18 protein-coding genes and 4 pseudogenes are annotated in these 23,276 nt (G+C 53.9%); 11 read left to right on the top strand and 11 right to left on the bottom strand.

The genetic code is table 11. From position 1 onward, the window contains the following. Genes AC2FJW_RS07710 through AC2FJW_RS07700 form a run of 3 tightly spaced genes read left to right on the top strand, consistent with a single transcriptional unit; the run spans position 1 to position 4,670 of the window. Positions 1-3,297, top strand: a complete 3,297-nt coding sequence (locus AC2FJW_RS07710; protein WP_496749714.1) for a hypothetical protein — start codon at positions 1-3, stop codon at positions 3,295-3,297. Next, positions 3,294-3,932, top strand: coding sequence for a tail fiber protein (locus AC2FJW_RS07705; protein ID WP_496702403.1), 639 nt, complete (start codon positions 3,294-3,296; stop codon positions 3,930-3,932). The genes AC2FJW_RS07710 and AC2FJW_RS07705 overlap by 4 nt, the downstream gene beginning before the upstream one ends. A gap of 21 nt (positions 3,933-3,953) precedes the next feature. Then, positions 3,954-4,670, top strand: a complete 717-nt coding sequence (locus tag AC2FJW_RS07700; protein WP_496749713.1) for a glycoside hydrolase family 25 protein — start codon at positions 3,954-3,956, stop codon at positions 4,668-4,670. A 129-nt stretch (positions 4,671-4,799) separates the two neighbouring features. Here AC2FJW_RS07700 and AC2FJW_RS07695 read toward each other — a convergent pair. From AC2FJW_RS07695 to AC2FJW_RS07670, 6 genes and pseudogenes are all read right to left on the bottom strand, one after another. Next, a pseudogene (locus AC2FJW_RS07695) lies at positions 4,800-5,978 on the bottom strand (IS3 family transposase). Positions 5,979-6,031: 53 nt separating this feature from the next. Beyond that, on the bottom strand, positions 6,032-6,655 hold the full coding sequence (locus AC2FJW_RS07690) for a class I SAM-dependent methyltransferase (protein ID WP_496749712.1): 624 nt from the start codon (positions 6,653-6,655) through the stop codon (positions 6,032-6,034). Positions 6,656-6,664: 9 nt separating this feature from the next. After that, a complete protein-coding gene (pssA, locus tag AC2FJW_RS07685; RefSeq protein ID WP_496691414.1) occupies positions 6,665-7,411 on the bottom strand; it encodes a CDP-diacylglycerol--serine O-phosphatidyltransferase in 747 nt (248 codons plus the stop codon). Between the two features lie 12 nt (positions 7,412-7,423). Beyond that, positions 7,424-8,098 (bottom strand): phosphatidylserine decarboxylase, encoded by a 675-nt coding sequence (locus tag AC2FJW_RS07680; RefSeq protein WP_496749711.1) that lies wholly within the window; start codon positions 8,096-8,098, stop codon positions 7,424-7,426. Positions 8,099-8,445: 347 nt separating this feature from the next. Then, a complete protein-coding gene (locus AC2FJW_RS07675) occupies positions 8,446-9,879 on the bottom strand; it encodes an NCS1 family nucleobase:cation symporter-1 (protein WP_496691416.1) in 1,434 nt (477 codons plus the stop codon). A 222-nt stretch (positions 9,880-10,101) separates the two neighbouring features. Continuing rightward, entirely contained in the window at positions 10,102-11,559 is a 1,458-nt protein-coding gene (locus tag AC2FJW_RS07670) for an NCS1 family nucleobase:cation symporter-1 (RefSeq protein ID WP_496749710.1), read from the bottom strand. A 109-nt stretch (positions 11,560-11,668) separates the two neighbouring features. On the opposite strand from AC2FJW_RS07670, the gene AC2FJW_RS07665 reads away from it, so the two are divergent. Beyond that, the gene (locus tag AC2FJW_RS07665) at positions 11,669-12,235 is read left to right on the top strand and encodes a recombinase family protein (protein ID WP_496691418.1); all 567 of its coding nucleotides are present in this window, start codon (positions 11,669-11,671) and stop codon (positions 12,233-12,235) included. A 46-nt stretch (positions 12,236-12,281) separates the two neighbouring features. Here the strand turns inward: AC2FJW_RS07665 and AC2FJW_RS07660 are convergent, their stop codons facing one another. Continuing rightward, on the bottom strand, positions 12,282-13,235 hold the full coding sequence (locus tag AC2FJW_RS07660; protein WP_496749709.1) for a helix-turn-helix transcriptional regulator: 954 nt from the start codon (positions 13,233-13,235) through the stop codon (positions 12,282-12,284). Positions 13,236-13,689: 454 nt separating this feature from the next. Further along, positions 13,690-14,167: pseudogene (locus tag AC2FJW_RS07655) on the bottom strand (IS6 family transposase); the annotation flags it as partial. Between the two features lie 178 nt (positions 14,168-14,345). Here AC2FJW_RS07655 and budA point away from each other — a divergent pair. Both budA and AC2FJW_RS07645 read left to right on the top strand, forming a co-directional pair. Next, positions 14,346-15,140 carry an acetolactate decarboxylase gene (budA, locus tag AC2FJW_RS07650; RefSeq protein ID WP_496749708.1) on the top strand — a complete coding sequence of 265 codons (795 nt, stop codon included), beginning with the start codon at positions 14,346-14,348 and terminating at the stop codon, positions 15,138-15,140. Between the two features lie 123 nt (positions 15,141-15,263). After that, entirely contained in the window at positions 15,264-16,916 is a 1,653-nt protein-coding gene (locus tag AC2FJW_RS07645) for an NAD-dependent malic enzyme (protein WP_496749707.1), read from the top strand. 97 nt (positions 16,917-17,013) lie between these two features. On the opposite strand, the gene AC2FJW_RS07640 is transcribed toward AC2FJW_RS07645, so the two are convergent. After that, positions 17,014-18,201: a YbfB/YjiJ family MFS transporter gene (locus AC2FJW_RS07640; RefSeq protein WP_496749706.1), complete on the bottom strand. Its 1,188-nt coding sequence runs from the start codon at positions 18,199-18,201 to the stop codon at positions 17,014-17,016. Positions 18,202-18,379: 178 nt separating this feature from the next. On the opposite strand from AC2FJW_RS07640, the gene AC2FJW_RS07635 reads away from it, so the two are divergent. Next, a complete protein-coding gene (locus AC2FJW_RS07635; protein ID WP_496749949.1) occupies positions 18,380-18,589 on the top strand; it encodes an isochorismatase family protein in 210 nt (69 codons plus the stop codon). Between the two features lie 208 nt (positions 18,590-18,797). Here AC2FJW_RS07635 and AC2FJW_RS07630 read toward each other — a convergent pair whose 3' ends face one another. Further along, positions 18,798-19,310: a class I SAM-dependent methyltransferase gene (locus AC2FJW_RS07630; protein WP_496749705.1), complete on the bottom strand. Its 513-nt coding sequence runs from the start codon at positions 19,308-19,310 to the stop codon at positions 18,798-18,800. A 270-nt stretch (positions 19,311-19,580) separates the two neighbouring features. Between AC2FJW_RS07630 and AC2FJW_RS07625 the strand changes: the two are divergent. Beyond that, positions 19,581-19,688, top strand: a pseudogene (locus tag AC2FJW_RS07625) (IS6 family transposase); the annotation flags it as partial. Between the two features lie 323 nt (positions 19,689-20,011). On the opposite strand, the gene AC2FJW_RS07620 reads toward AC2FJW_RS07625, so the two are convergent. Further along, entirely contained in the window at positions 20,012-20,581 is a 570-nt protein-coding gene (locus AC2FJW_RS07620) for a hypothetical protein (protein ID WP_496749704.1), read from the bottom strand. A 120-nt stretch (positions 20,582-20,701) separates the two neighbouring features. Here AC2FJW_RS07620 and AC2FJW_RS07615 point away from each other — a divergent pair. The 3 genes and pseudogenes from AC2FJW_RS07615 to AC2FJW_RS07605 form a co-directional block, all read left to right on the top strand. Further along, positions 20,702-21,117, top strand: a pseudogene (locus tag AC2FJW_RS07615) (Tn3 family transposase); the annotation flags it as partial. 171 nt (positions 21,118-21,288) lie between these two features. Continuing rightward, on the top strand, positions 21,289-21,687 hold the full coding sequence (locus AC2FJW_RS07610) for a hypothetical protein (RefSeq protein WP_496749703.1): 399 nt from the start codon (positions 21,289-21,291) through the stop codon (positions 21,685-21,687). Positions 21,688-22,156: 469 nt separating this feature from the next. Further along, entirely contained in the window at positions 22,157-23,167 is a 1,011-nt protein-coding gene (locus AC2FJW_RS07605) for an autotransporter outer membrane beta-barrel domain-containing protein (protein ID WP_496749701.1), read from the top strand. The last annotated feature ends 109 nt before the right edge of the window (positions 23,168-23,276 follow it).

The following is a 23,276-nucleotide window of genomic DNA, read 5'->3' as shown; positions in this document are numbered from 1 at the left end:
ATGACCAGCCAGGACCCCAAACTCATTTGGATGGATGCGCCGTTCGAGGATCTGCGTAACCAGTTGGTGGCCAATTTCGAAACCCATCCGCATGGTGCCGATCCCCCGGAATTCGTGACCGTCCAGTTCTTTTTCACCAAGACACCGGGCAAGGCCGTGCGCGGCCCTGTTCTGAGGTACAAGGAAAGAACGCCGCTGAATGTGCTGTTCGAAACCGGTGAGCGGTTGACCGGTACCCTGACCTGGCAAAGCGGGTTGAGTACGCCGCTGTCTCAGCAGGTCCTTGGGGCTTTGGCTCTGCAAGAACCCGAGACCGGTCGTGTCTGGCGCTTTCAGGGTTTCATGTCTGAATTTGGCAAGCCAAGCCATATTCCATCGCCCGATTCCGGGGCAGGGGGCGGGGCCGATGATGGTGGGAACTCTGGCACCGGGCAAAACGGTTCAGGCGGACATGACGGGCATGACCCAGATCAGCCAAGCCACAATCACGCCGGAGATGGCAGTGATCCCTTCAGCGATGATCCAGATTCCGAAGGGCTGAGCCCGGTCACTCAGGGTGCTAACCTGCGCTGGGATGAGCTGTTCCCCTTCATCTATATGAAACATTGGCCGTCGATAGCGCCGGGCGCGCTGGATGCGGGTTTCATGGAAGTTCCGCAAAAGATCCTGGCGAACAGCGTGTTCCTGCAAAGCCTTGTTTCAAAATCCGGGGACAGGTCAGGGCAGGAGGCTTTGGCGGTTAGTTACGTGGATCCAAGCTCGAACACCGACAAGACACCAGGTGGGGATAGTTCGCCCCATCCGGCATCGGATGCGGGGCAATCCGGCAAGGCTCAGCCTGCGGCCGAACCGGGCAAACCCAAAGGGTTCATCTCCTCGATTGAAACGCTTGGCCCGCCATTCAGTTCATATCCTGAACTGTGGCCGGCTCTGCGAGAGCTGCCGGAATTTTCGCTGGCCCAGATCACAGATCTGATCAAGGCCCGTCTGGGCGGATGGGCCGCATTCAAGGTTCTGGCAAATGCACCGGATGCGCAAAAGGAACTGGCCCGCATCTGGGAGAGCATCGTTGCGCTGAACCTTTTGGCTGGCTGGCAAAAAGACGAACTTGCAGTTCTGATTCAGGTGTTGACTACCCATCACGTTCTGACCCGTGCGCTGGCTGCAACCGAAGGAGGGCAGGCCAGTTTGATGACCGATCCGGTCACCGGGCAACAGATCAAAGCTTGGATGCATGCGACGCTGGTTTTGCCTGGCTCCATATTCGAGCTGAAAAAGCCTGCGCCGGTTGCGGCAAAGGATACAGATCATCAGATCCCTTTGAAATTGACAAAGCCCGGCTGGGTGCGCGCCTATTCATACGGGCTTGCCCGTTCGATCCGGTATCAGCCGCTTGGGTATGAATTGGGCGACGTGCAGCGTATCGAAAATGTCCTGCGCGGTGAAATGCGCGAGACGCGAAACCGGAGGTTGCAGCGCCGCGAAAGCCATGAGGCACATTCCGATGTGACCACCAAAATTGCCCGGAGGGACGAGGATACCTCGGTTTCGGACCTGATCAATCAGGTGCAAAAGACGTTGGCCGACCATGTCTCGACCACGCATGTCAACTCTTACGACACCCAGTACGGAATGCCGACAGATGGCAATAAGATGAGTGTTACTGGGAATTGGTGGGTGCAAGAGCAGCCAGCCGGAGGCTTCGCGAAAAACGACCTGAAATTTGCTCGCGACATCGTCGAGAAAACGGTGCGAAACCTGTCACGCGAAATGCGCCATACGCGCGAGCTATCCGAAGTTGAAGAAACCGAATACTCGGATGTGACGCGCTTTGACAATCGGCGGAACGGCACGGATATCCGCGGCATTTATCGCTGGGTGAACAGAAGCTTTCGCTTGCGCACGAAAAGTCTGGGCGAGGTTTTGATTTTTGAGATCATGGTCCCCAGCCCGGGTGAGAATCTTGTCCGGCATATTCGCCGGTCCTGGCAGCTTGATCTGCGCCCACCGAAGTCTCCAGGTGAGTTTGGGATAAGCGGGTTTCAGGATTTGACCGACGAGGCTGGCAAGACAGACGATGGCAAGATCTTTTATCTCGATGCGTTTCAGGAATTTGGCGTGGAAGAGACCCGAATGGCCCCGCCATCCCAGCTTGTGGTCAGCCAAACGGTGCAAAGCCACACGCCAGTGGCCGAAGGCGCCCTGCTGATCCCCGGCGGCTTTGATCCGATCAGTGCAACAGCCTCGGTGATGAGTGTCGGAACCCCCGCAGAAACCCATGTCATCGTGGGGTCGGTCGCCCTGCAACCTCAGCAAGCGGGGGGCAAATCCGTCCCGCCCGGTTCAAACGGCCATGCGGACAAGTCACCGCAGCCACTGCGCCTGCCTGTCCGCCAAGCCTCGGGCGCGCAGGTGCTGAGCGCCCAGCTGGATAAAGGGTTCGGAACCGGAACCTCTCCGGCGGATGAAGGCCATCCGCTTGGTTTCACCATTCTGTGCAGCCTCAAGCAAACCGCAGCCACACAATCGTCCGAGCCCAACTCTCCGCCGGATATGCCGGTTCCCGATCCTGCACCAATGCATCTGCAATCCGAATTGACCGGTTTCTTTGCGGCAACTCTTGAAGTGACGTGCCAACGGTCGGCGCAGACTTATTCCGATTGGCAATTCGAAACCTATAGGCTGATCAAGGAAGCGTATGCGCGGCAGCTAGAGGGATATCGTCGCAAACTGGAACAACAGGTGGCTGCGATTGAGGCTCAGAACCCTGCGTTCCTGAACAAGGCGGTGACGACGGAAATCCTGTCCGCGGCCCAGGAGCAAATCTTGACCCTCAGCGGATCCGAGAAAGATGCCGTGGCCCCGGATTATGCCAAGCCGCGTATCCGGCACTATCTGCAACAAACGGTCGGGTGGTCCGACATCGCCACATTTATGGATATCGAGGACGAAGTCAGCGATCTGACAGGCGACCCCGCGGATCTTGCCCTGCGCGAGACCGTACCCGACCTGCGGTTCCGGGATTTTCTGCGCGCTGACCGTGTGCGCATTCTGGCGCCGGTCGACAGAAAGCACGCGCGCAGTTTCCTGTATTTCCTGCGCACCGGCCGGATCTGGCCGGATGCAGACCATCTTGCCCCTTGCTTGCCCGAAGACGCCGAAATTGTGGCCCGGATTAAATCGGAACATACACAAGACGATGAAGGCAATGCGCAATCCTGGTCGGTTCAGGTGCCCACGCATATGTGCATGCTGAGTGCGGATAGTGATCTGCCAGGTCAGGCGGATTCAGAATGAGACCGCCAGGCTTTCCGACCCCGCCCCGACCAAATGCTCCTGGCGGACCGCTTGAGCCGCAACAAGGCTGGGGTCCGTCTCCGGGCCGGGTATTGGGGATGCCGGTTGGCGCGGTGATCGCTTTTTCCGGGGAGCTTCTGGGACAATCCAAAAAGCTGGCGGGCGGGACCACTGATCTGCAACATTATGGCTGGAAGGTTTGCGACGGCTCACCTCTGTTGATTTCCGCTTATCCGGAATTGTTTGCCGCCATCGGATATCTGTTTGGTAAAGGCAAGGACGGAGAGTTTCGACTGCCTGATTACCAGGGCTATTTTCTGCGCGGGGTCGACCCCGGCGGGAAAGTCGATAAGGATCAGGACCAGAGGTACCGAACCGACAAAAAGAACCAGAAATATGCCGGGGTAGGGTCGCTGCAACTGTCTGCGCTCCAGCAACATCAACATGTGCTGGAACAAAGCGACAGCACGGTTTCAAACGGAGTGTTAGGCCCGGAACCGGTTATAGCCCCCACACCCCAATCCAATTCGGGCAACGTCGTTAAAGGGTCGGCCCTGACCAGCGAGACCGAGACCCGCGCAATCAACATCTCGGTCTATTGGCTGATCAAATGTCGGTTGGATGCGGTGTTATGACAGATAGAAAAGGCCGATCTGATGGCATGTAGGCTGGGCAGAATTGTAAGGTCGTTTCGCAAACCATCGGGTCAGATTCCCAAAGCGGCGCCAGATAAGGCGCAGGCAAAAGGGATAGATGTCAGTGATCATCAGCGGGATATCAACTGGCCGCAAGTCGCAGCCTCGGGTGTTTCTTTTGCGCTGATAAAGGCGACCGAAAGCGTCAGCATCAAGGATGCGTATTTTCAGCCAAATGTACTGGGCGCGAATGAGGTGGGTATCCTGTGCGGCGCCTACCACCTGCTTCACATCAGCCACCCGGCCAAGCCACAGGTCACGAATTTTGTCGATGCAGTGCAGGCTGTTCTTTCGAAAGGCCCGGTTGGAAAATCCGGCCTTCTGCACCTGCCATTTACACTCGATCTTGAAGGCGTCCCGACGGCACAGGGGGCGGCCTATCGAAGCCTCGCGCTGGAATGGCTTACCAGCGTTCAGAGGGCTTTCGGAACGGTTCCGATGGTATATGCCAATCTGAACACCTGGGAGACCGAGCTGACATCGGGTTTCGGGAACTACCCGGTCTGGCTGGCAGAATACGCAGCCAGACCCGCACCGAATGCTCCGCAATGGGAGTTTTGGCAGCACTCTACGAACGAGCGAGTGTCCGGTATTGCCCCAGAGGTTGATTTGGACGTGTATTGCGGATCGGTTCAGCAACTGAAGGCGCAGTACGGGGTGCAAAGTCGAAACTTATAATTGTCACAGTTCGATTCACCAAAATGATCAGTTGCTAACTTGGGCAAACCCAAAAAACGGTAGTGCAACTCCGCAAAGAATTTGAGTGATCCCGTTGAGCAGCCTCATCTGACTGGTTCAATTTGATTGTTAGTGCATCATTGGCCTGTGATCCATTGAGATGATGGTTTCGGGAGCTGACGGGCGGTAGCCCAGTGCACTGTGGGGACGTTTTGTGTTGTAGTGTTTCCTCCATTGTTCGATCAGGATTTGAGCTTCGCGCAAGCTGTAGAAGATCTCACCGTTGAGCAGCTCGTCCCTGACCCGGCCGTTGAAGCTTTCACAATATCCGTTCTCCCACGGGCTGCCAGGTTCGATGTAAGCCGTCTTGGCGCCAACGGCGGCGATCCAGTCTCGGACCGCCTGGGCGACAAATTCCGGCCCATTGTCAGAACGTATGAACTGGGCGCGCCGCGAAGTATGAACAGGTCTGTCAGAACGTCGATTACATCGGTCGAGTTCAGTTTCCGCTCGACCCTGATTGCCAAGCATTCCCGGCTGTACTCATCAAGGATGTTCAGCGTCCTGAAGGCTTTGCCGTCGTCGGTTCGACAATGAACGAAGTCATACGACCAAACATGGTTGCGATACTCTGGCCGTAGCCGAACGCATGAGCCGTCATTTAGCCAGAGCCGTCCTTTCTTCGGTTGCTTTATTGGCACTTTCAGCCCCTCTCGTCGCCAAAGCCGTTCAATTCGCCCATCGCTGACAGACCATCCAGCCCCTCTCAGCAGCGCTGCGATCCTGCGATAACCATATCGGCCGTACTGTCGGGTCAACTCGATCATGTCGGCCACCAGTCGGCCTTCGTCTGCGCGACCTTGTGGGGCGCGCCGTTGCGTGGACCGGTGTTGCCCCAGAACGCGACAGGCGCGTCTCTCGGAAACGTTCAGCTGGTTGCGTACATGATTAATACAAGCACGACGGCGAGCGGGGCTCAGTAGGGCTTCGCGTTCAGGGCTGCAAACCATCCACGGGATGGTTTGCTAACCGCCCTTCATCCTTTGTGGCTTCCGTCAAGATCAGTTTGTCCAGCGTCAGATCAGAAACCGCACGTCGCAATCGTTCGTTCTCTTTCTGAAGCCGTTTCAGTTCCTTCAATTGATCAACACCCATTCCACCGTACTTCTTCCGCCAGCGGTAATAGGTTTGTTCAACAACGCCGATCCGCCTGATCGCATCAAGACGGGACATGCCTTGACCCATCAGAACTTCAACTTGCCGTAACTTCGAGACAATCTCTTCCGGCTTCGGTCTCTTGTTTGCCATTCTAGGTCCTCCGTTTCCTGTTTGCAGCCGTACCCAGTTCTTTTGCCGAACAGTTACGTGACAACTGATTTTTTCAGTACCAAAAATGTCATCATCCCCAGAGGTGGAAGGGTTCTTTGCTCCTCTACGGCAAGCGCATCCTCCTGCAGCACTGTTTCAATATCGAAATCAGAATGCCAGCCAATCGTATTTGCGACCGGAGCAATCGCGCGTTCCAAGGATGCGAGCAACCCCCGCTTTCGTTGGAAATGGTTGGTAATCACTACTTTTCCACCCGGTTTACAGACCCGCGCTATTTCCGCCATTACCCTTTCCGGTTCCGGTACGACGGATAGCACGTGCATTGCCGCAACCGTATCGAAATAGTTGTCGGGAAAATCAAGCGTGCGGGCATCCATTTGCCTCAGCTCGACAAGATGGTCCAGCGATAGATCTTTTGCTTTGTCGCGCGCTTTTTGCAGCATGTCCTCACTGAAATCGATTCCGGTCACTTGCGTTTCGGGCCCGTAATGTTCCAGCGAAAGTCCGGTGCCGACGCCAACCTCCAGAACTTTGCCTGGACGTCTATTGATAAAATCAACCGCCTGCTGCCGTCCGACATTGGTAACTGCCCCAAACGTCTTGTCGTAGATGGGGGCCCAGCGAGCATAGGAAGTTTGAACGGCTTTGATGTCCATATCGAGTCCTTAACGGTTAGAAGGTATTCCCCTGTCGAGCCACGCCCAGGCGACCGTGCCCACATATCCGAAACAAAGCACAATCAACGTAGCCCAGGCGAAAGTCAGCAATGCGGCCCCCGCAACAGCGACACCGATGAGAAAAAACTTTGCGTTCTCGCGCGAGATTCGCGTCGTCTTGAATGACCAGGTCGGTATTTGGCTGATAAGCAGAAGACCTATGATCACCATATAAAGGCAAATCAATATACTGGGCAGCAAAGGGGCATCGGCGAAGGCGAAGGACAGATACATTGGCAACATGACAAGCAGCGCCCCTGCAGGGGCGGGGACTCCCTCGAAATAGGCCCCATCTTGATCGCAGGTTTCGGATTTGCCGCCCACATTGAACCGGGCAAGTCGCATGACGCAGCACACCGCAAAAAACAGAACCGCAATCCAAGCCGCACTGCGTATATCCTGCAAGGCCCAGAAATAAAGAACGAGCGGTGGGGCGACCCCGAAGTTCAAGAAATCTGCAAGTGAGTCCAGTTCGGCCCCCAGTTTGCTGTCACTGCTGAGAAGGCGCGCAATACGGCCATCCAGCCCATCCAGCACACAGGCGGCAATTATCAACTGGACAGCGAGCACATAATTGCCCTGAACGCCAAATCTGATTGCTGACAGGCCCGCGCATATGGCCGTTATGGTCAATGCATTCGGCAACAAATGGATCAGCGCAAACTCGGTCTCTTCCTGTTTGGGTGGTTTTTCCACTGATCCAGTTACCTACTTTTCTTCAGGCGTGGGCAAACTGGCAAGGACGGTTTCGCCCGCAATCATCGTTTGCCCTACACGCACTTGTAGGACCATGCCATCAGGAAGATAAACATCCAGCCGCGACCCGAAGCGGATCAATCCAAATCGTTCTCCAGTTTGCATAGCTGCGCCTGGCTTCACGAAGCAGACGATCCGTCTGGCCACCAGGCCGGCAATCTGGACAACAGCCAGATTCTGACCGTTTTTCATACGAATGCGCAGGCTGTTGCGCTCATTATCAGCACTGGCCTTGTCCAGGGATGCGTTGAAAAACTTGCCGGGGCGATATGCAACAGCGGTAATCTCACCTTCAATTGGCGTGCGGTTCACATGACAGTTGAAGACACTCATGAACACACTGACACGGGTGAGAGGCGTGTCAGGCATCCCAAGCTCGTTCGGCGGCACCGCCGCTTCGATCAGCGAAACTACCCCGTCCGCTGGGCTGACGATCAACCCTTCTCCTTTGGGTGGCACGCGTTCCGGGTCGCGAAAGAAATAGTAGCACCAGATCGTGAGGCCGACACCAATCCAGCCCAGAATGTTAGACAGGATAAACAGACCGAAAGTAATGGCGGCAAAGATCGCGACAAACCGAATACCTTCCGGGTGCATCGGTTTGATGAACGTATCGCGCATGCGCATTGCAATCTTTCCCCTAGGTCAACTGATTGAACTTCATAAGTGGATTGGTAGGGAAGGCAAGTGGGACTATTGCTGTGGGCAGCGATTGATGGCGGGGTGTTACAATTTGATGGGTTCTGCTGACAGCTTTTTTGATGCCCAGGTATCGGGGGTTGGACTAGGCGTCAGATTTTCGTTGTGGCATTCCGCACCGTTATAGATCCCTGATCCATGCAAAAAGGTCCAAATGCGCCATGCTGCGATCTCTTTAGCGCTCCATTGCAAGCAGCTTTTGGTCAGAGCCACTGTCAACAACCTCAATACCTGATGGCAGGCGGCGCGCCGCCCGCCATCTATCTTCTGAAAGATTAAGTGTTCTTCTTGGCCATAGCGTTATAGATAACACCGCCAAGTATCGCACCGATGATCCAGGCATATCCTGACAGAATTCCCAGTGCTGGCACCCAAACAGTAGCGACCGAGAATACTGAAGCAAAACCAAAGGCAATTAGTGCCGAGTCATTCCAACCGTTACCATAATGGTAGGCACCGCCTTCCATGTTGTAGAGGTCGTCCACATTCAGCTCTTCCTTCCGAATTTTGTAGTAATCTACGATCATGATCCCAAAGATCGGAGCCAGAGTCGCACCCAGCGTGTTCACGAACCCGGCAATGCCGATATTCGAGATAATGGCCGTCCAAAGACCGCCAATTACCAAGGCAAAGACTGAAGTGGCCAGACCTGCCTGACGGAAGCTGATCTTACCAGGGGCCAGGTTGGCTATGCCATTCACCGCCGGAATGAAGTTCGCGACCAGATTGATGCCAACGGTTGCAGCGAAGAAGGTAATCGCTGCGATGATGGCCAGCAGAACGCTGTCGGTCTTCTCGACGATCTCGGTCGGGTTGATGATTTCTTCACCAAAGACCACGGCGGCACCGCCAGTCGTCAAAAGCGCCAATGCCGAAAAAAGGATCATGTTCAGCGGCAAACCGGCAAGATTACCGGCCTTCATGGATGCCTTGTCGCGGGAATAGCGCGAAAAGTCCGAGAAGTTGATCATCACGGCCGAAAAATAGGCAACCATAGTTCCGAATATGGCGATGAAGCCTTTAACTTCAGATCCAAAGGTGCCTTCTGGGTTGGCGAAGATGGTCGCGGTTGCGCTCAGAAGCTGCCCGTCCGCGCGCTGCCATAGCACGATGACCAAGCCTATCATCACCGCATAGACGAATGGTCCGGCAAAGTTCAGAAATGTCTCGACCCAACCCATGCCGCGCCAGAAAATGACGATGTGGAACACCCAAACGAGTAGAAAGGCAAGCCAGTCGATGCCCGTCAACCCTAACATCTCTGCACCACCGCTGATGCCTGTTATCGAACGGATCAACAATGAAAGGGCGGTCGAAGCGAAATAGACCTGAACGCCATACCAGAAGACAGCGACTGTGGCCCGCAATACTGCCGGTAGCTTGGATCCGGTTGTGCCCATACTGGCGCGCGCCAGAACCGGATAGGGGATACCGTATTTTTCTCCGGGCGCGCCGGATAGGTTCACCATCCACATAACGAACAGCCCCGCGAAGATGAGTGCCAGGAAAGCTGTCCAACCCCCAACGCCGTAGGATATAAAGAGTGACGCTACTAGCGAATAGCCAAACAGTGATTGAACATCGTTGGCCCAGATGTTGAAAATCGCAAACGCGCCCCAGGTTTTTTCATTGGGCGTGACCGGATTTAGCGTGTCACCTTCCGGATCTGTAGTACTTGCATTTTTTGCAGTTGTTTCTGCGGTTACCATAATGGTCCTCCCATTTTGCTTTCGGGGGGAAAGCCCCCAAGATTTGCGGCAATAGCCGCCCATCGATTCAAGGTTTGTGGCCTGAACCGTTTCCGTCGCATGGTTGCGACGTTCGTTCCCGTGTCGGCTTGTTGTCTGAGACAAATCAATCCAGTCCGATTGCATGTATTTGCAATCGGTTGCTCTGCCCGTAGGCATCAAACTGGTGGATGTCTCAGCCTATCAGCGCTTTGCAATTGCCCAGTAGAAAACACCTCCAAATCCTGCGCCAATCACCCATGCAAAGCCTGACAGCGTATTCAGCATGGGAACCCAGACTGTGAGTACCGAAAATGTAGCCGGAAGGATGAACGACACGATCGCGGCCATATTCCATCCGTTACTGTAGAAATAGGGGCCGTCGCGGGCCGCCGAAAAAAGCTGATCAACGTCCAGCTCACCGGATTTCACCAGATAAAAATCTGCGATGATGATCCCATAAACAGGTGCCAGAATGGCGCCTAATGTGTTCACAAACCCCAAGATACCGATCTGGCTGATCGTCGATACCCAAAGCCCGCCAATCACCAGCGCGTAGGCCGAGGTAATTATCCCGGCAACGCGGAAATTGATCCGACTGGGCATAAGGTTCGCCAAATCGTATGCGGGTGGTATGAAGTTGGCGACGAGGTTGATGCCGACCGTGGCGGCCAGAAATGTCGCCGCCGCCAGGAGTGTTAGTGGCAAGGAATCGACCCTTGCAATTATAGCGGTCGGGTTGGTTAACGCCTCGCCCCAGATTGCGACAGTACCTGCCGTTACAATCAAAGCAATCAGGGAAAAGAAGGCGATATTGATCGGTAGACCGATCAGGTTACCCTTTCGCATTTCATCTTCTGACCGTACGAACCTGGAAAAATCGCCGAAATTGATCACCACGGCCGAAAAATAGGCGGTCATTGTGCCCACGACTGCAGCGAATGCGCCAAGTGAGTTGCCCTTGTAGTCGCCGGTTCCGCGGAAAATAGTGCCGACCTCCAGCCAGAGATCGTTGCCGACTTCGACCCAGATCATGATCGCCAGCGCCACCATCACCGCATACACAAATGGGCCAGCGAAATTGAGAAAACCGACAATCGGATCAATACCGTTCCAGAAAAGTGCAATCTGAAAGGCCCAGACTGCCAGAAAGGCACCCCACTCGATGACGCTGAGGCCCAGAAAGATTGCAGGGCCATTTTCCCCGATCAGTGCGACCATGGCCAAGGCAAGTGCAGTCGATGCAAAATATGTTTGCACACCGTACCAGAAGATAGCCACGACGGCCCGGATGAGGGCAGGGAAATTCGCCCCGCGAACGCCCATGCTGGCTCGAGCCATTACAGCAAATGGTATTCCATATTTGACACTGGGTTTGCCGATCAAGTTGACGAGCCCCATGACAATGAATCCCGCCAACACGATACCCGCAAACACCGCCCAGCCATTCAGCCCGTAAGTCAAGAACAGCGACGCCGCCAATGTGTACCCAAACAGCGATTGAACATCGTTGGCCCAGACATTGAAGAGCTCAAACCAACCCCAATCGCGCTTTTCGACAGGAACGGGGGCCAGGTCCTCGTTGTAGAGGCTGGAATCCTTTGTAGCTTCTGTAAGAGAATGCTGCATTTCGTCCCGGTCATTCGCTGCGGCGATTGTCATTGCACAGATTCAGCGCTATTGTCGTGCAGAACTGCGTGCAATTAAACGGTCATAAATGCGTGCAAAAGTCAAGAACTACTGTGATCCAATCCTACGAGACTGATTTAAAATGGTAAAAATCGGATATGCGCGGGTATCATCGAAATGGTACCGAAGTGAGGTTCAACTCAGCGAGCTCAAGCGTCAAGGATGCGACCGCATATGGAGCGATACCGCGCAGGACGGGACCAACCGAGGCGAAACGCTGGAGGAATTTCTGGCGGATGTTTCGGCTGGTGACGTAATCGTCGTGTCTCGTCTGTCTGCGATTGCTGACTCGATCGCAGAGCTATTCAATCTGTTAGAACGGCTTCACGAAAAAGGAGCGGCATTTCGGTCAATGTCTGAACCCTGGATCAATACCGCAGACGGGCGCGCGAGTATGGTCTTGGAAGTACTAGGCGGAGTCATCGACTATGAGCTTGGGCTGGCTGACTTGGAAAGCCGTGCAGTGGAAGATCGGCCCAAATCCTTCGGCCTGAGTAAAGGACGACCGCAAAAACTGAGCGCAACGGAACGCGAAGAGGCGATTTCCCTGCTATCGATGGGCAAGACTGCGGCAGAGATCGGTCGTATGCTGGGTGTGAGCAGATCCACAATCTCTCGGCTCAAGACTGCGCAAGCCGAACCCGGGTAAGAGAAATTATGTGTAATTTGCGCCTCTGCGCTTTTTCAATACGAATTCAAAGATACCTGACCCACAATCTTTGATCACGGTTACACCCAAGTTCTTCGACCATCTTTTTTGAACTCAAGTTGAACTCTCTGGCGAGGTCTGTGATTTGGGCGGACCGAAAACTATCAGTGTTTCGAGCGAGTCCGCCGTCGTCAAAGGCGATCAACTCATGGGACCTGCCGGCCCAACGGACAATCCCACCGCACAGCCGCTGACGTTCTGGTTTGACTATTTCTGCCACGGGGTCGGCAAAGAAATCGCTCCATTTGAGGATACCGGTACTGACAGCTCGGGCAACCGCCTGTTCGATCGTCCGACTCTTGAGCTTGGTAGTGATGGAGGCAGTCAGAACATCGATCGTTCTCGAAGCGTGCCGCGTTTTCCTGGCAATGACAGTCAGTTTCAAACCCGACGCGAACATCTTCAACACATCCAGTTCATCCGCAGACAGGGAATTCGATGGAAAGTTGAATACGGTTTCTATGACATCGAGGGCAAGCAGATGCAGGACCTGCGCTTCCTGGCGTAGGGCAGGGAGCTTTTTCGCGATCAAGGCGCTCCACTCAGGACGAGCCATATTGGACGTGACGGTAAACACGCCGCGCTCGCCAAAAGGGTTGATCACCGGAATGGAAAGACCGTTTTGTCCCACTCCAAACCTTCTGGCCGCTTGAAAAAGCGCTGCATAGTCGGCTTGGTCGTCGAACACTGCCCAGTCGATTGGTGCGATCATTTGGGCGCCGAAACGAATGAGGGGATCGGCCAGAACGAGATTGTTGTCGACGTAATACTTGACCCATTCCTCTGGAAATGTAGTGCAGCCATGAACGACATTATGATGCTTGTCGATGTGGGCGTAGGAGGCGTTTTCAAATCCAAACTTTTGGCAAATTTCCTGAATAAGAGCTTCCCCAGATTGCCAGAGATCCAGTTCAGAATTGCCAATATCTGCAATTTTCATAGATCGTCTTTCTGTCCTACGTTGCCGTCGGGGCGGAGTAGCAACCTAAAACTGAACTAACTATTCGGGAATTCCCGTAGCCAACCGCACATTTGAATACGGGTCTGTTATGGGGACGGTAATAGAGCGGAAACCCGCTGATGAGACACATGAAATTGACTAGCTGGCAGCGCAAAACTCGTCACGGCAATAACCGTTTTTGTGGTCTTGCGCGGTTCAGTTTCCGTAGGTCGTGGGCATCTTGAGCGTGTGATCTTAGCCTATCCGGCGTCATGTATTTCATCTTGTCAGCACGCGGCCAGGAACGAAATTCAGCCTTCATTTCGTCGACATCTGCAGCAGGGCAGGGGAGCGCAAAAAGCGCCGCCAGGGCTATGTGTCAGATAGCGATAAAGCCGTGAGCGATCACCGCGCAGCAAAAAGGTTCCTGAGACGGAACGCAGATGGTGAGATCATGTCGATGGTGATCCGCGTACGGCGCAAGATCGTAGATTGGCTTGAAATAGCATCGCAACTTATCCGTGATCACGACACGGGGTTTGCCGAACTGCGAGATCAATCGCTTTTAAAACGCCTTGCCGCCTTGGTGTTTCGCTGTGGTTGGACAAGAATATCAAGGGTATTCCCATTCGCATCCACTGCCCGCCAGGGCCGACATTTCCAACCGTTGATCGGTAAACAACTTCGTGCAAATGCCATTTGTCGGTCGCCTTTGGCCGGTCCCGCTTGATGCAGTCGGCGAAATGACGGCCAAAGCGGTTAACCCATTGCCGGGCAGCTTCCGGGCTGACGATTACACTGCGCTCAGCAAGCAAATACTCGACAGTGGCCGTGTTGTGGGCGAAACGGTGATAAGCCCATACGGCTTAGGCGATGATCTCGCGGGGAAAGTGAAAGCCCTTCCGGCGCGGCATTGTCCGTGGCGTTCTCATGATGATCGGTTATCCCGGGGCAATCCCACGATCACCTTTGTAATGCCCTGTAAAGCTGTAAACTATCAAATAATCTCTTGTGTTGCCCGATCTCGAGAGGCACGCGATACTGGAAAGCAAGACAGTTTCGAATGGTCGAAAATGTATAGACGCCAGGCAGATAGATTGGTGAAACAGCATGCGACAAGATATAGAGCTTTCTTTTGCAACGGCCCTGGCTAGTCATTCCAGAGAACGGGGTTTCCAATCGGAAAAACATGCACATGAGTATTATCAGGCTTCGTTGCTGAGCGCAGTCATGCAAGGCGTTTACGACGGGACCGTTTCCACCGAACAGCTGCTGGAACATGGAAACTTCGGCCTGGGTACGTTCAATGCGCTCGACGGAGAAATGATCGTGTTGGATGGCGTTGCCTATCGCCTCGACGGGAATGGCAATGCTTCGGTCGCAAGCGACAAGGCTCTGACACCTTATGCTGCCGTCATCAATTTCGAACCAGCGGTTTATCGATCTTTGGACAGAGAAACACAAAAGGATGCTCTTGAGGCCAAGCTTGATGCATTGGCGGAGGCAGGAAACCTGTTCTATGCCGTTCGATTTACCGGCGACATTAAACACATAAAGTACAGAAACGTTCTACGGCAGGAGAAACCATACAAACCTCTGCTGGAGGTTGTAAAAACGCAGGCTGAGTTTGAGCTGAACAACGTCGAGGGGACAATTCTGGGTTTTCGATGCCCGGATTATGCCGTCGGGATCGGAGTCCCGGGTTACCACCTACACTTTATTTCCAGCGATCTGAGCAAAGGAGGACACGTCCTGGATTACACTCTGACCAACGGTCGAATTGAAATTGATCATACGTCTTCTCTGCATCTTGAACTTCCAGAAACCAGATCATTTTCAGACGCCAATCTGTCTGCAGGCGCTTCGGCAGACAAAATCCTAAGTGCAGAGAGTAACAATACTTAGGCACTTCTATGCAAGATGGTTAAATGCAACCGTGCTCTAAGTTCGTTGCAATTGTCGTCTTATAATGCTGACTTTACTGGACGTCGCGTGCAAACAGTGCGTGCCGATCCGAAAGGGTAACCTATGGTCGATTCCGGTCCTGTAAATTTACAGTATTTGACAAACCCACTCTTGAACAAAGGTACTGCCTTTTCTCTACACGAACGAGAAAAGCTCGGATTGCTAGGCCTTCTTCCGCCACACATCGAAACGCTCGAAACCCAAGTAGATCGTGCCTATGCCGCCTTTGAGCGCGAAGAGACACCGCTGGACAAACATGTCTATCTGCGTGGCCTGCAGGATGACAACGAGGTTCTGTTCTACGCTCTGTTGGTGCGGCATCTGACCGAGATGATGCCGATAATTTACACACCCGTTGTGGGTGACGCCTGCAAGCAGTTCAGTGAAATCTATGATCACCCACGCGGATTTATCATTTCGTACCCAGAGCGTGACCGGATCGATGACATACTTGAGAACGCCATCCTGCCCTCTGCCGAAGCCATTGTCGTTACCGACGGAGAGCGGATTCTGGGTTTGGGTGATCAAGGCGCGGGCGGTATGGGAATTCCGATCGGAAAACTCTCGCTTTATACCGCTGCAGGCGGGATTAGCCCGTCTGTAACGCTCCCGGTGGTATTGGACGTCGGCACCAACAATCAGGAACGGCTGGAAGATCCCCTTTATATCGGCTGGCGTCATGAGCGCATGACCGGGGATGACTATTTCGAGTTCGTCGATCTTTTTGTGCAGGCGGTAATGCGCAAGTGGCCGGATGTGTTGCTGCAATTCGAGGATTTTGCACAGCAACATGCGGCACCCCTGCTTGCGCGGTATCGCGATCAGCTCTGTACATTCAATGATGATATCCAGGGCACGGCTGCGGTAACGGCGGGCACTTTGCTGGCTGCCTCAGATGTCACCGGCATTCCATTAAGGGACGCTACCATCGCGTTCCTCGGCGCCGGGTCAGCGGGAGTGGGTATCGCAGAACAATTAGTTCAACTCATGATCCGGCAAGGACTATCCGAAACCGAGGCGCGCGAGCGCATCTACATAGTGGATCGGAATGGCCTGTTAACCGATGCGATGACAGATCTTCTGCCGTTCCAGAAGCAGGTTGTCCAACCCTTCAACAAAGTGAGGAACTGGTCCAATGGTGAAATTTCCCTGTTGGATGTGATTAATCAGGCCAAACCCAACATATTGGTTGGTGTCAGCGGTCAGGCAGGCTTGTTCTCTGAAGAAATCATTCGTGCAATGGCGGCTCAGACTGATCATCCTGTCGTGTTGCCGCTTTCGAACCCGACATCGCGAATTGAGGCCGCGCCCGCAGATATTATCGACTGGTCAGGTGGCCTTGCAATAGTCGCCACCGGAAGCCCGTTTGATCCCGTTGTCTACAACGGCAAGACGCACCATGTCGCGCAATGCAATAATTCCTACATTTTCCCGGGTATGGGCTTGGGTGTGCTGGCGGCAGGCGCGCGCCGCGTCACTGACGGAATGTTCATGGCCGCCGCCGAGGCCTTGGCTGCATTATCGCCTGCGAAGTCCGATCGCACCGCAAGCCTGCTGCCCGATGTGGGGGACATTCGCCAGGTCAGCAAAGCTATTGCATTTGCCGTTGGTCAACAGGCGCAATTGGACGGGGTTGCGCCTAAATCCTCAGAAAATGATCTGAAAGCGGCGATAGAGGCGAAGTTCTGGATCCCGCACTATGAGGCAAGTGCCTGAAGCAGACCCGCGCTGGAGTGACCAGAGAGCTATTCTTCGCGCAGTCAGAACCCACCTAGTCTGTTGTAGTGAATGAGCGCAGTTCGGAACAGGACGGTTACGCCACCGCACGCCCGAGTGGTTTTTGCATCGCAGCACAAAGGGCACCCACCAGCAGGACAGCAGAGGCCACTACAAGGCTATCTCCAATTTCTCCGGTTATGTCTCCGATGACGCCGGCTCCGATCGGTCCAAGTGTTTGTGAGATAGCGAAAACAACTGTAAAAAAGCTTATGGTTGCACCCCAATCCTGCTGATCCAGATTCTGGCGGACAAAGCTGGTGACAGCAGTGGGCGGCATAAAGACCGACAGCCCAAACACGAGCGCCGACATGATCAATCCATATCCGTTTGGAACAAGGATCGGCAGGGCTGAACCACAAGCGACGCCGGCTAAGATCAACGCCAATGGCGTCCCAGAAGCGAAGCGGGCTAATATCCCACGCCAAACAAATGGCGACGCCATAATGCTGAATCCAAGGATCATCCAAGTTGCCGTGGTCAACAGGACACTGGAATGCTGCTCCTTCATCCAGACAGCGATGAAAGTTACGTAGACTATGTAACCCAACCCAAACAGCGCGTATCCGCCGAGTTCGCCTAACATCCTGCGCACTGGAGGAATGGAAGGAAGCGCTGCGTCGTGTTCGGCTTTGTTCAGCTTTGTGGAGGCCCAAACGGAAAATGGACAAATGATCAGAGCTGCAATCCCAACTCCGATCCACGCCCAGTTCCAGTATTGCGGCCCGAAAACGTCCAGCATAGTCGGAAGGATTGCGCCACATAAGGCGATACCAAACCCACCGCCGCCGCCAAAGTACAAGGCGATAGCCAGTGCATTCCTTCGGGCGCAGTTCTGGAACAGAGATGCCGCCAGAACGCCGCCTGATACAAAGGAAAGAGCGCCGAACAACCCCACCAATGTACGACAAGCGGTTTGAAATACGAGGTCCTCATTTAACCCGGTCATTAACAGACACAGTGCGGTCGCCACAGTGCCGCCAGCAAACAGCCGTGACGGCGAAATATAGCGGATCAGGAAAAGTGTTAGGATTGCACCCATTATGTAACCAATCGAATTGGCGGTGTTTAGCCAACCAGATTGAGTGAGGTTCCAGCCGAGGCTACTTTTCATTGATGGCAGAATTAGGCCGTATGCAAAGCGGCCAAAGGCGTTGGATATGCTGACGCCAAGCGCAAGGCCCAGCAATATGAACCACGGGTTAGTAGTTTTTGCCGAAGTCATGAGTATTCTTCCAGGTTGAACAACACCGTGCCCCATTGTGGGTGGCTGTGCAATCTCAACAGATCCAAGTCAGCCCCGTGCGGCTTAACCTGAGAAACAGCAGATTGAATATTCTCAACAATCTGCCGCGCTGCTTTCGTCTACGCTATGTGAGTTCAATTGAGCAACGACCTGCCAGATTGGATGGCCGGGTGTTGAGCTTGCCTCAGAGGTCGCTCGACTGCGAGACGACATTCTGCTTCGTCGCAATCGTCTGTCGGCTTTTCAGTCGGCACCTCCGAGTCACCTGACTCCTGGTGAAACGCTGTACGTTTGTGGCATTTCGACGAGCATATGTGTGTCGTCGACGGCCATTGCGGGCGAATATATCGACAATATCTTACAATAGCACACCGCCATGACCGGGAACCGCCCGAGAAACGCAGATCTTGCGAATGCTGCGATCGGTTGTCAACGTCCGCTTTTGGGAAGCTGCACTGCGGCGCTAACCAAGCTGACGAACGGCAGGTATGTGCCCGTCCGGGAATTCTGTTTGAGGTGGGGCGGGGGATAATGCTGCACCGGCTGTGACGGCCGCTCTGAGCCCAATGTGCTCGTTAAGATCGGCGCATAAACAGATAACCGCGTTCTGCGAAATGTGCTTTCCAATCCAATTCATGGCCCAATGCGGTGGCTTTAAAGTCTGCGATATTGGGCGACTCATCCGCGATTAGAAGCCATCCGTCATCGGTTACATGGTTCATCAACGAATTCAGAACCGTGCCCCGAGATGGGCGATCTAACATGTGCAGTGTTCGGTCGATCAGCACTATGTCAAATAGACCCTCTGGGTTGTAGGTAGTGATGTCGGCCACAACACCTTCAACTTTTAAATTTTCTTTTGTCGCTGCAGCTCTTAGATCGCGAATGCCATTGGGGGATATGTCCACTCCCACAACGCGATGCCCCAAATTCGCAATGAAAATAGCGTCACGGCCTTGTCCGCACCCCACGTCCAGGACACGAACGTTATGTTGGTCAAGTTGGTCGAAAAATTTGACAAAAACCGAAGTTGGTTGCCCCAGTGCATTTCGTGTCTCGCCGTACAGTTTGTCGTAATTGTAAGCCATGGAATCAGCGTTAGTAGATATCCACGTGATTAGCTAAGTGAAATATTTCGTGAGCGGCAGGAATGTCCGGCAGATTTCCTGTTCGGATTGCACGTGATTTCGCGTCTGCGGCGAATGGCAGGAATGCGGGCTGCTACCGCAGCATCTCGATTGGGTGCTGGATGTCGGCTCTGGGCCGTTCGTATCGATAACGATAATGGGAGCCATTATCGTTACTGGTTTGCACTCGCAAACTTATCATTCACCTGCACGCAGTGCTGTATTAAGTGGTCGGCTACGGCAACTTTTGCAGGTATCGAGGTGGCGCACATGATCCGTAAGGACCAATTCACGCCCGGACTCTGTCCATTCAAACAATTCGCAGAGCTGACCGTCTAGCTCCTATCTGATCGTTAAGACAGCTCGTCGGGCTCAAATCTTTGCAACAAAACCGGCAATGTCCAGGTCGGTGAGTGACTTCGGGCTGCAATCTGTTTTTGTAGCAAATCCCGAGCTTGCCGTCTCGTGACTGGGCTCTAGGTTTCAGCCAACATATCGGATTCCACCCAGAACACCCCAGCATGATCTTCCCGACGCAGTAGCCCCTGAACCGTCTCTTGTGAGCCGGCGCAGGGGTTTTGGGTCATGGTCGGTCCATACCGTGGTGATCTTCCCACTATACCGGGTGGCCTTTCAGTATTGCAGCGCAGCAGTTACCGGAACTACATCGCAGCCGGACCTAATTCTCCCGCATTCCAGAATTGGTAGCATTCAGCTGGGCCAAGATTGCCACGTGGGCAAGCGATATCATAAATAATTTCCGCAAAACCCTCGATGATAACCCCAAACCCTGCCGCGACAATGATCACGGAACCAATGAGGTATCGACCATCTTCTTCAACTTGACCAAGCATTTGGTTTTCTTGATTTGGCCCCCAATTCAGGTGAATACCGTCTTCGATCGCGTATCCACCAGTATCAGTTCCGATCACATCAACATCGGACAAATCCCAGCTCCAATTCGGGTCTATTGCGGGATATTGCAGAGTGGCGGACAGGTTGTTTTGACCCAGATGACGCTCTGAAGGCAAATCGAAGCTAAAGCCGGACGAATTGGTGGTTTGGTAGGTATTGGCCATCCCATCAGTGTGGTTGACTGTTTGCGAAACTGATGAGTGAACTTTGTGCGCAAACCCGCGTTGGCCATGGTCACGCAACGGACCAGCTGTGGACGTTCCGGCACTCAGGACAATGGCGAATGCGGTGACGGATGTAATCAGTGTCTTTTTCATTTCTTGGTCCCTCTAGGTTGAGCGTGTCTGATACGCTGTAGGTGGAACCAATTTGGAAATTTGAGGTTCGGATTTATTGCGCTGACAGGTCAAGGTTTTGAGAAAAGGCTTCAAGTTGACGCCTATCCCCGCCAGCATGAACTAGCCTCCGCCTTGCGTAAAATTTGCAGGATGGAGCGGACACTGTTTGTCATCGACTGGATGCTCGATGCCGACATGCAGCGCCGTGCACAGATTGGGCTGAACAAGGGCGAGGCGCATCACGCCCCGAAGACCGCCTTGAGAATTGGTCGACAGGGTGAAATCCGCGACCGTACTGCCAAGGACCAGCGCTATCGGATGGCAGGCCTTAACCTCCTGGCCGCTATCATCATCTACTGGAACACCAAGCATCTGAGAGGGGCGATCATCGCACGATAGCGCGCCGGTCTGGCCTGTCCCGATGACCTTCTCGCGTATATCTCACCGCTTGGATGGGCTCCATCCTCCTCACCCGCGTATACAAGTGGAAGAATCCGAGCAGTCACCGCTTGTGATACAATCCTTCCCCTTACCGGATTCCCCTCCAAACACGCTGCGAACAGGCGCTAGCTTGATGACTTTTCTCAAAACCTTGACCTGTCAGCGCAATAAATCTGAACCGCAGTTTGCCAGATTGAGTGCACACACAGCGATTCAGATACGCTCAGCTGAAAAGGAACCAAACGATGAAAAAAGTACTGATTGCCTCCGCCACAGTGTTCGCGATTGTTGCAAGCGCCGGAATGTCCATGGCTGGTCCGGTGCGTGATCAAGCCCAGCGTGGGTTTGGGAAGAATGTCCACGTTTCGGCCTCACAAGCAATTGGTCACGCCAGTGAAAAAGCCAAGGCCTACCAGACCCCTTATTTGACCGGCGCGGGCACCCATTCGACGTCAAAATACGATCTGGGCCAAAAGAACCAGTCCTCGACACAGCAGACTGGCGCATATGGCGCGAGCGGGGGCTCGCAAGCCCCCAATGTGGTCGTGATCCCGATTCAGGAAAACGGTAGCTACACACTGATTATTGGCAAATCGTCGGGCTCCGATCTGACCCCATACCCGCGCCTTAGCTACTACTGGTAAACCTGTGTCCATCATGGAAGGTCTTGTCAGAGAAAACGTGACCTGCCTCCATCAACCGCCGGGCCCCGGATACGAACTCCGGGGCCTGGCTGCTCTGACCTCATGACGGCAATGGGTCAGCGGGTTTTTCTCAGGCAAGCCTGCGCTGACATCAACCATCGCCTGAGCCAGATGGTTGGTAGGTACGGATGTTTCATAGCCGTTATGACGATAGACCCACCGAGGCCTGCTTTTGGGGGTTGCGAGCCGACCATGAGCATTGCCATCACGCGCATTCGGAGGGTGGTTTTCGCGACGCCAATGTTTGCCTGACAGAGGCTGCCCCGCTGCAATAAATGCTGCGGACCGGGGGAACTTGATGCTTTTTCTCAAAACCTTGACGTGTCAGCGCAATCAACCTGAGGCGCAGATTGCCAATTTGATTGGACACACAGCGTGCCAAACACGCTTAGCTGAAAGGCGCGAAAAGATGAAAAAGGCAATGATTACATCCGCAACAGTATTCGTGCTTGTCGTAAGTGCCGGAATGTCCATGGCCGGTCCTTCGCGTGGCAACCTAAGCGGGTTTAAACAGGGTGTTCGCTCATCAGTTTCGCAAGCACACAACCGCACTGAGACGCAAGGCAACGGTTCCAAAGCCTTCACCGTCAGCCAGGTGCTGACTGAGTTGACCACAACCGCCGGACCATTGTTCTGGTTTGAGTCCCAAAGTGAACGCGACAGCTATGATGTCGGTGAAGGCGAGTTGACGACAAACAATGGCACTCTGCGATATGGCGCGAATTTGCCTTTGGGTGAGATCGCGGGCGGACAGCTGTTTGGCGGGCTGGAATTTGGCATCGGCAGCCTGTCATCGAACGTCGGCACCAGCCTGGCCAGTGCCAATATCTCGACCGAAGCCTATGATGCAACCCTGAGCGCGCTTTGGGTTGCGGACAGTCTGTTTTATGTCGACGGGCAGCTTCGTTATGGGTATTTCGACAGCCAGATACGTGCGAATGGCAGGGGCGCAGTGGATGCCGATGGCAGTGGGTATGAGGTATCTGTTGAAGTTGGCAAGCCCTTCACGCTGCTGAACGAATGGACGCTCACCCCGCAAGTGCAGATCATGTACAGCGATATCGAGATGAACGATGTCCCAGATGGCGTCGGGGGTGGTCGGATCGGATCCCTGGTGGATGGTGACACATTGACGGCTCGGGTCGGACTGCGTGCTGAGCGTGCCATTGCAAACAATTCGATGCTGTATGGTCAAATCGACGTCTATCATACGTTCGACAACGCAACCTCGATGGTGTTTGGGCAAGGTGCAGTGTTCACCGAGCGCGGTCAGGACACAGCGGCCCTGACCTTTGGCGGCAATGTCTCCCTGTCAGATCGCTCTTGGTTCTATGGTGAGATCACTACTGAAACTGGATTGGGAAGCAGCTCGGACGACTACGCCTTCAGCTGGAACATCGGCGTAGAGGTGCAGTTTTGAAGCGTAACGGGGTTCAGACGTCAGCTTGATGTTTTTTCTCAAAGCCTTGATGTGTCATCGCAATAAATCTGACCGACAGATCGCCAAATTGAATGCACACACAGCGTTT

The organism is Ruegeria sp. CDSA020 (genome assembly GCF_059612345.1).
The sequence above is the reverse complement of the archived record's forward strand: the minus strand, read 5'-3'. Positions and strand labels throughout refer to the sequence as shown.

Bases quoted from the DNA above. Each gene is read 5' to 3' on its own strand.
- AC2FJW_RS07710 (WP_496749714.1), top strand. From the start codon at position 1: ATGACCAGCCAGGACCCCAAACTCATTTGGATGGATGCGCCGTTCGAG.
- AC2FJW_RS07705 (WP_496702403.1), top strand. From the start codon at position 3,294: ATGAGACCGCCAGGCTTTCCGACCCCGCCCCGACCAAATGCTCCTGGC.
- AC2FJW_RS07700 (WP_496749713.1), top strand. From the start codon at position 3,954: ATGGCATGTAGGCTGGGCAGAATTGTAAGGTCGTTTCGCAAACCATCG.
- AC2FJW_RS07690 (WP_496749712.1), bottom strand. From the start codon at position 6,655: ATGGACATCAAAGCCGTTCAAACTTCCTATGCTCGCTGGGCCCCCATC.
- AC2FJW_RS07680 (WP_496749711.1), bottom strand. From the start codon at position 8,098: ATGCGCATGCGCGATACGTTCATCAAACCGATGCACCCGGAAGGTATT.
- AC2FJW_RS07675 (WP_496691416.1), bottom strand. From the start codon at position 9,879: ATGGTAACCGCAGAAACAACTGCAAAAAATGCAAGTACTACAGATCCG.
- AC2FJW_RS07670 (WP_496749710.1), bottom strand. From the start codon at position 11,559: ATGACAATCGCCGCAGCGAATGACCGGGACGAAATGCAGCATTCTCTT.
- AC2FJW_RS07665 (WP_496691418.1), top strand. From the start codon at position 11,669: ATGGTAAAAATCGGATATGCGCGGGTATCATCGAAATGGTACCGAAGT.
- AC2FJW_RS07660 (WP_496749709.1), bottom strand. From the start codon at position 13,235: ATGAAAATTGCAGATATTGGCAATTCTGAACTGGATCTCTGGCAATCT.
- budA (WP_496749708.1), top strand. From the start codon at position 14,346: ATGCGACAAGATATAGAGCTTTCTTTTGCAACGGCCCTGGCTAGTCAT.
- AC2FJW_RS07645 (WP_496749707.1), top strand. From the start codon at position 15,264: ATGGTCGATTCCGGTCCTGTAAATTTACAGTATTTGACAAACCCACTC.
- AC2FJW_RS07640 (WP_496749706.1), bottom strand. From the start codon at position 18,201: ATGACTTCGGCAAAAACTACTAACCCGTGGTTCATATTGCTGGGCCTT.
- AC2FJW_RS07630 (WP_496749705.1), bottom strand. From the start codon at position 19,310: ATGGCTTACAATTACGACAAACTGTACGGCGAGACACGAAATGCACTG.
- AC2FJW_RS07620 (WP_496749704.1), bottom strand. From the start codon at position 20,581: ATGAAAAAGACACTGATTACATCCGTCACCGCATTCGCCATTGTCCTG.
- AC2FJW_RS07610 (WP_496749703.1), top strand. From the start codon at position 21,289: ATGAAAAAAGTACTGATTGCCTCCGCCACAGTGTTCGCGATTGTTGCA.
- AC2FJW_RS07605 (WP_496749701.1), top strand. From the start codon at position 22,157: ATGAAAAAGGCAATGATTACATCCGCAACAGTATTCGTGCTTGTCGTA.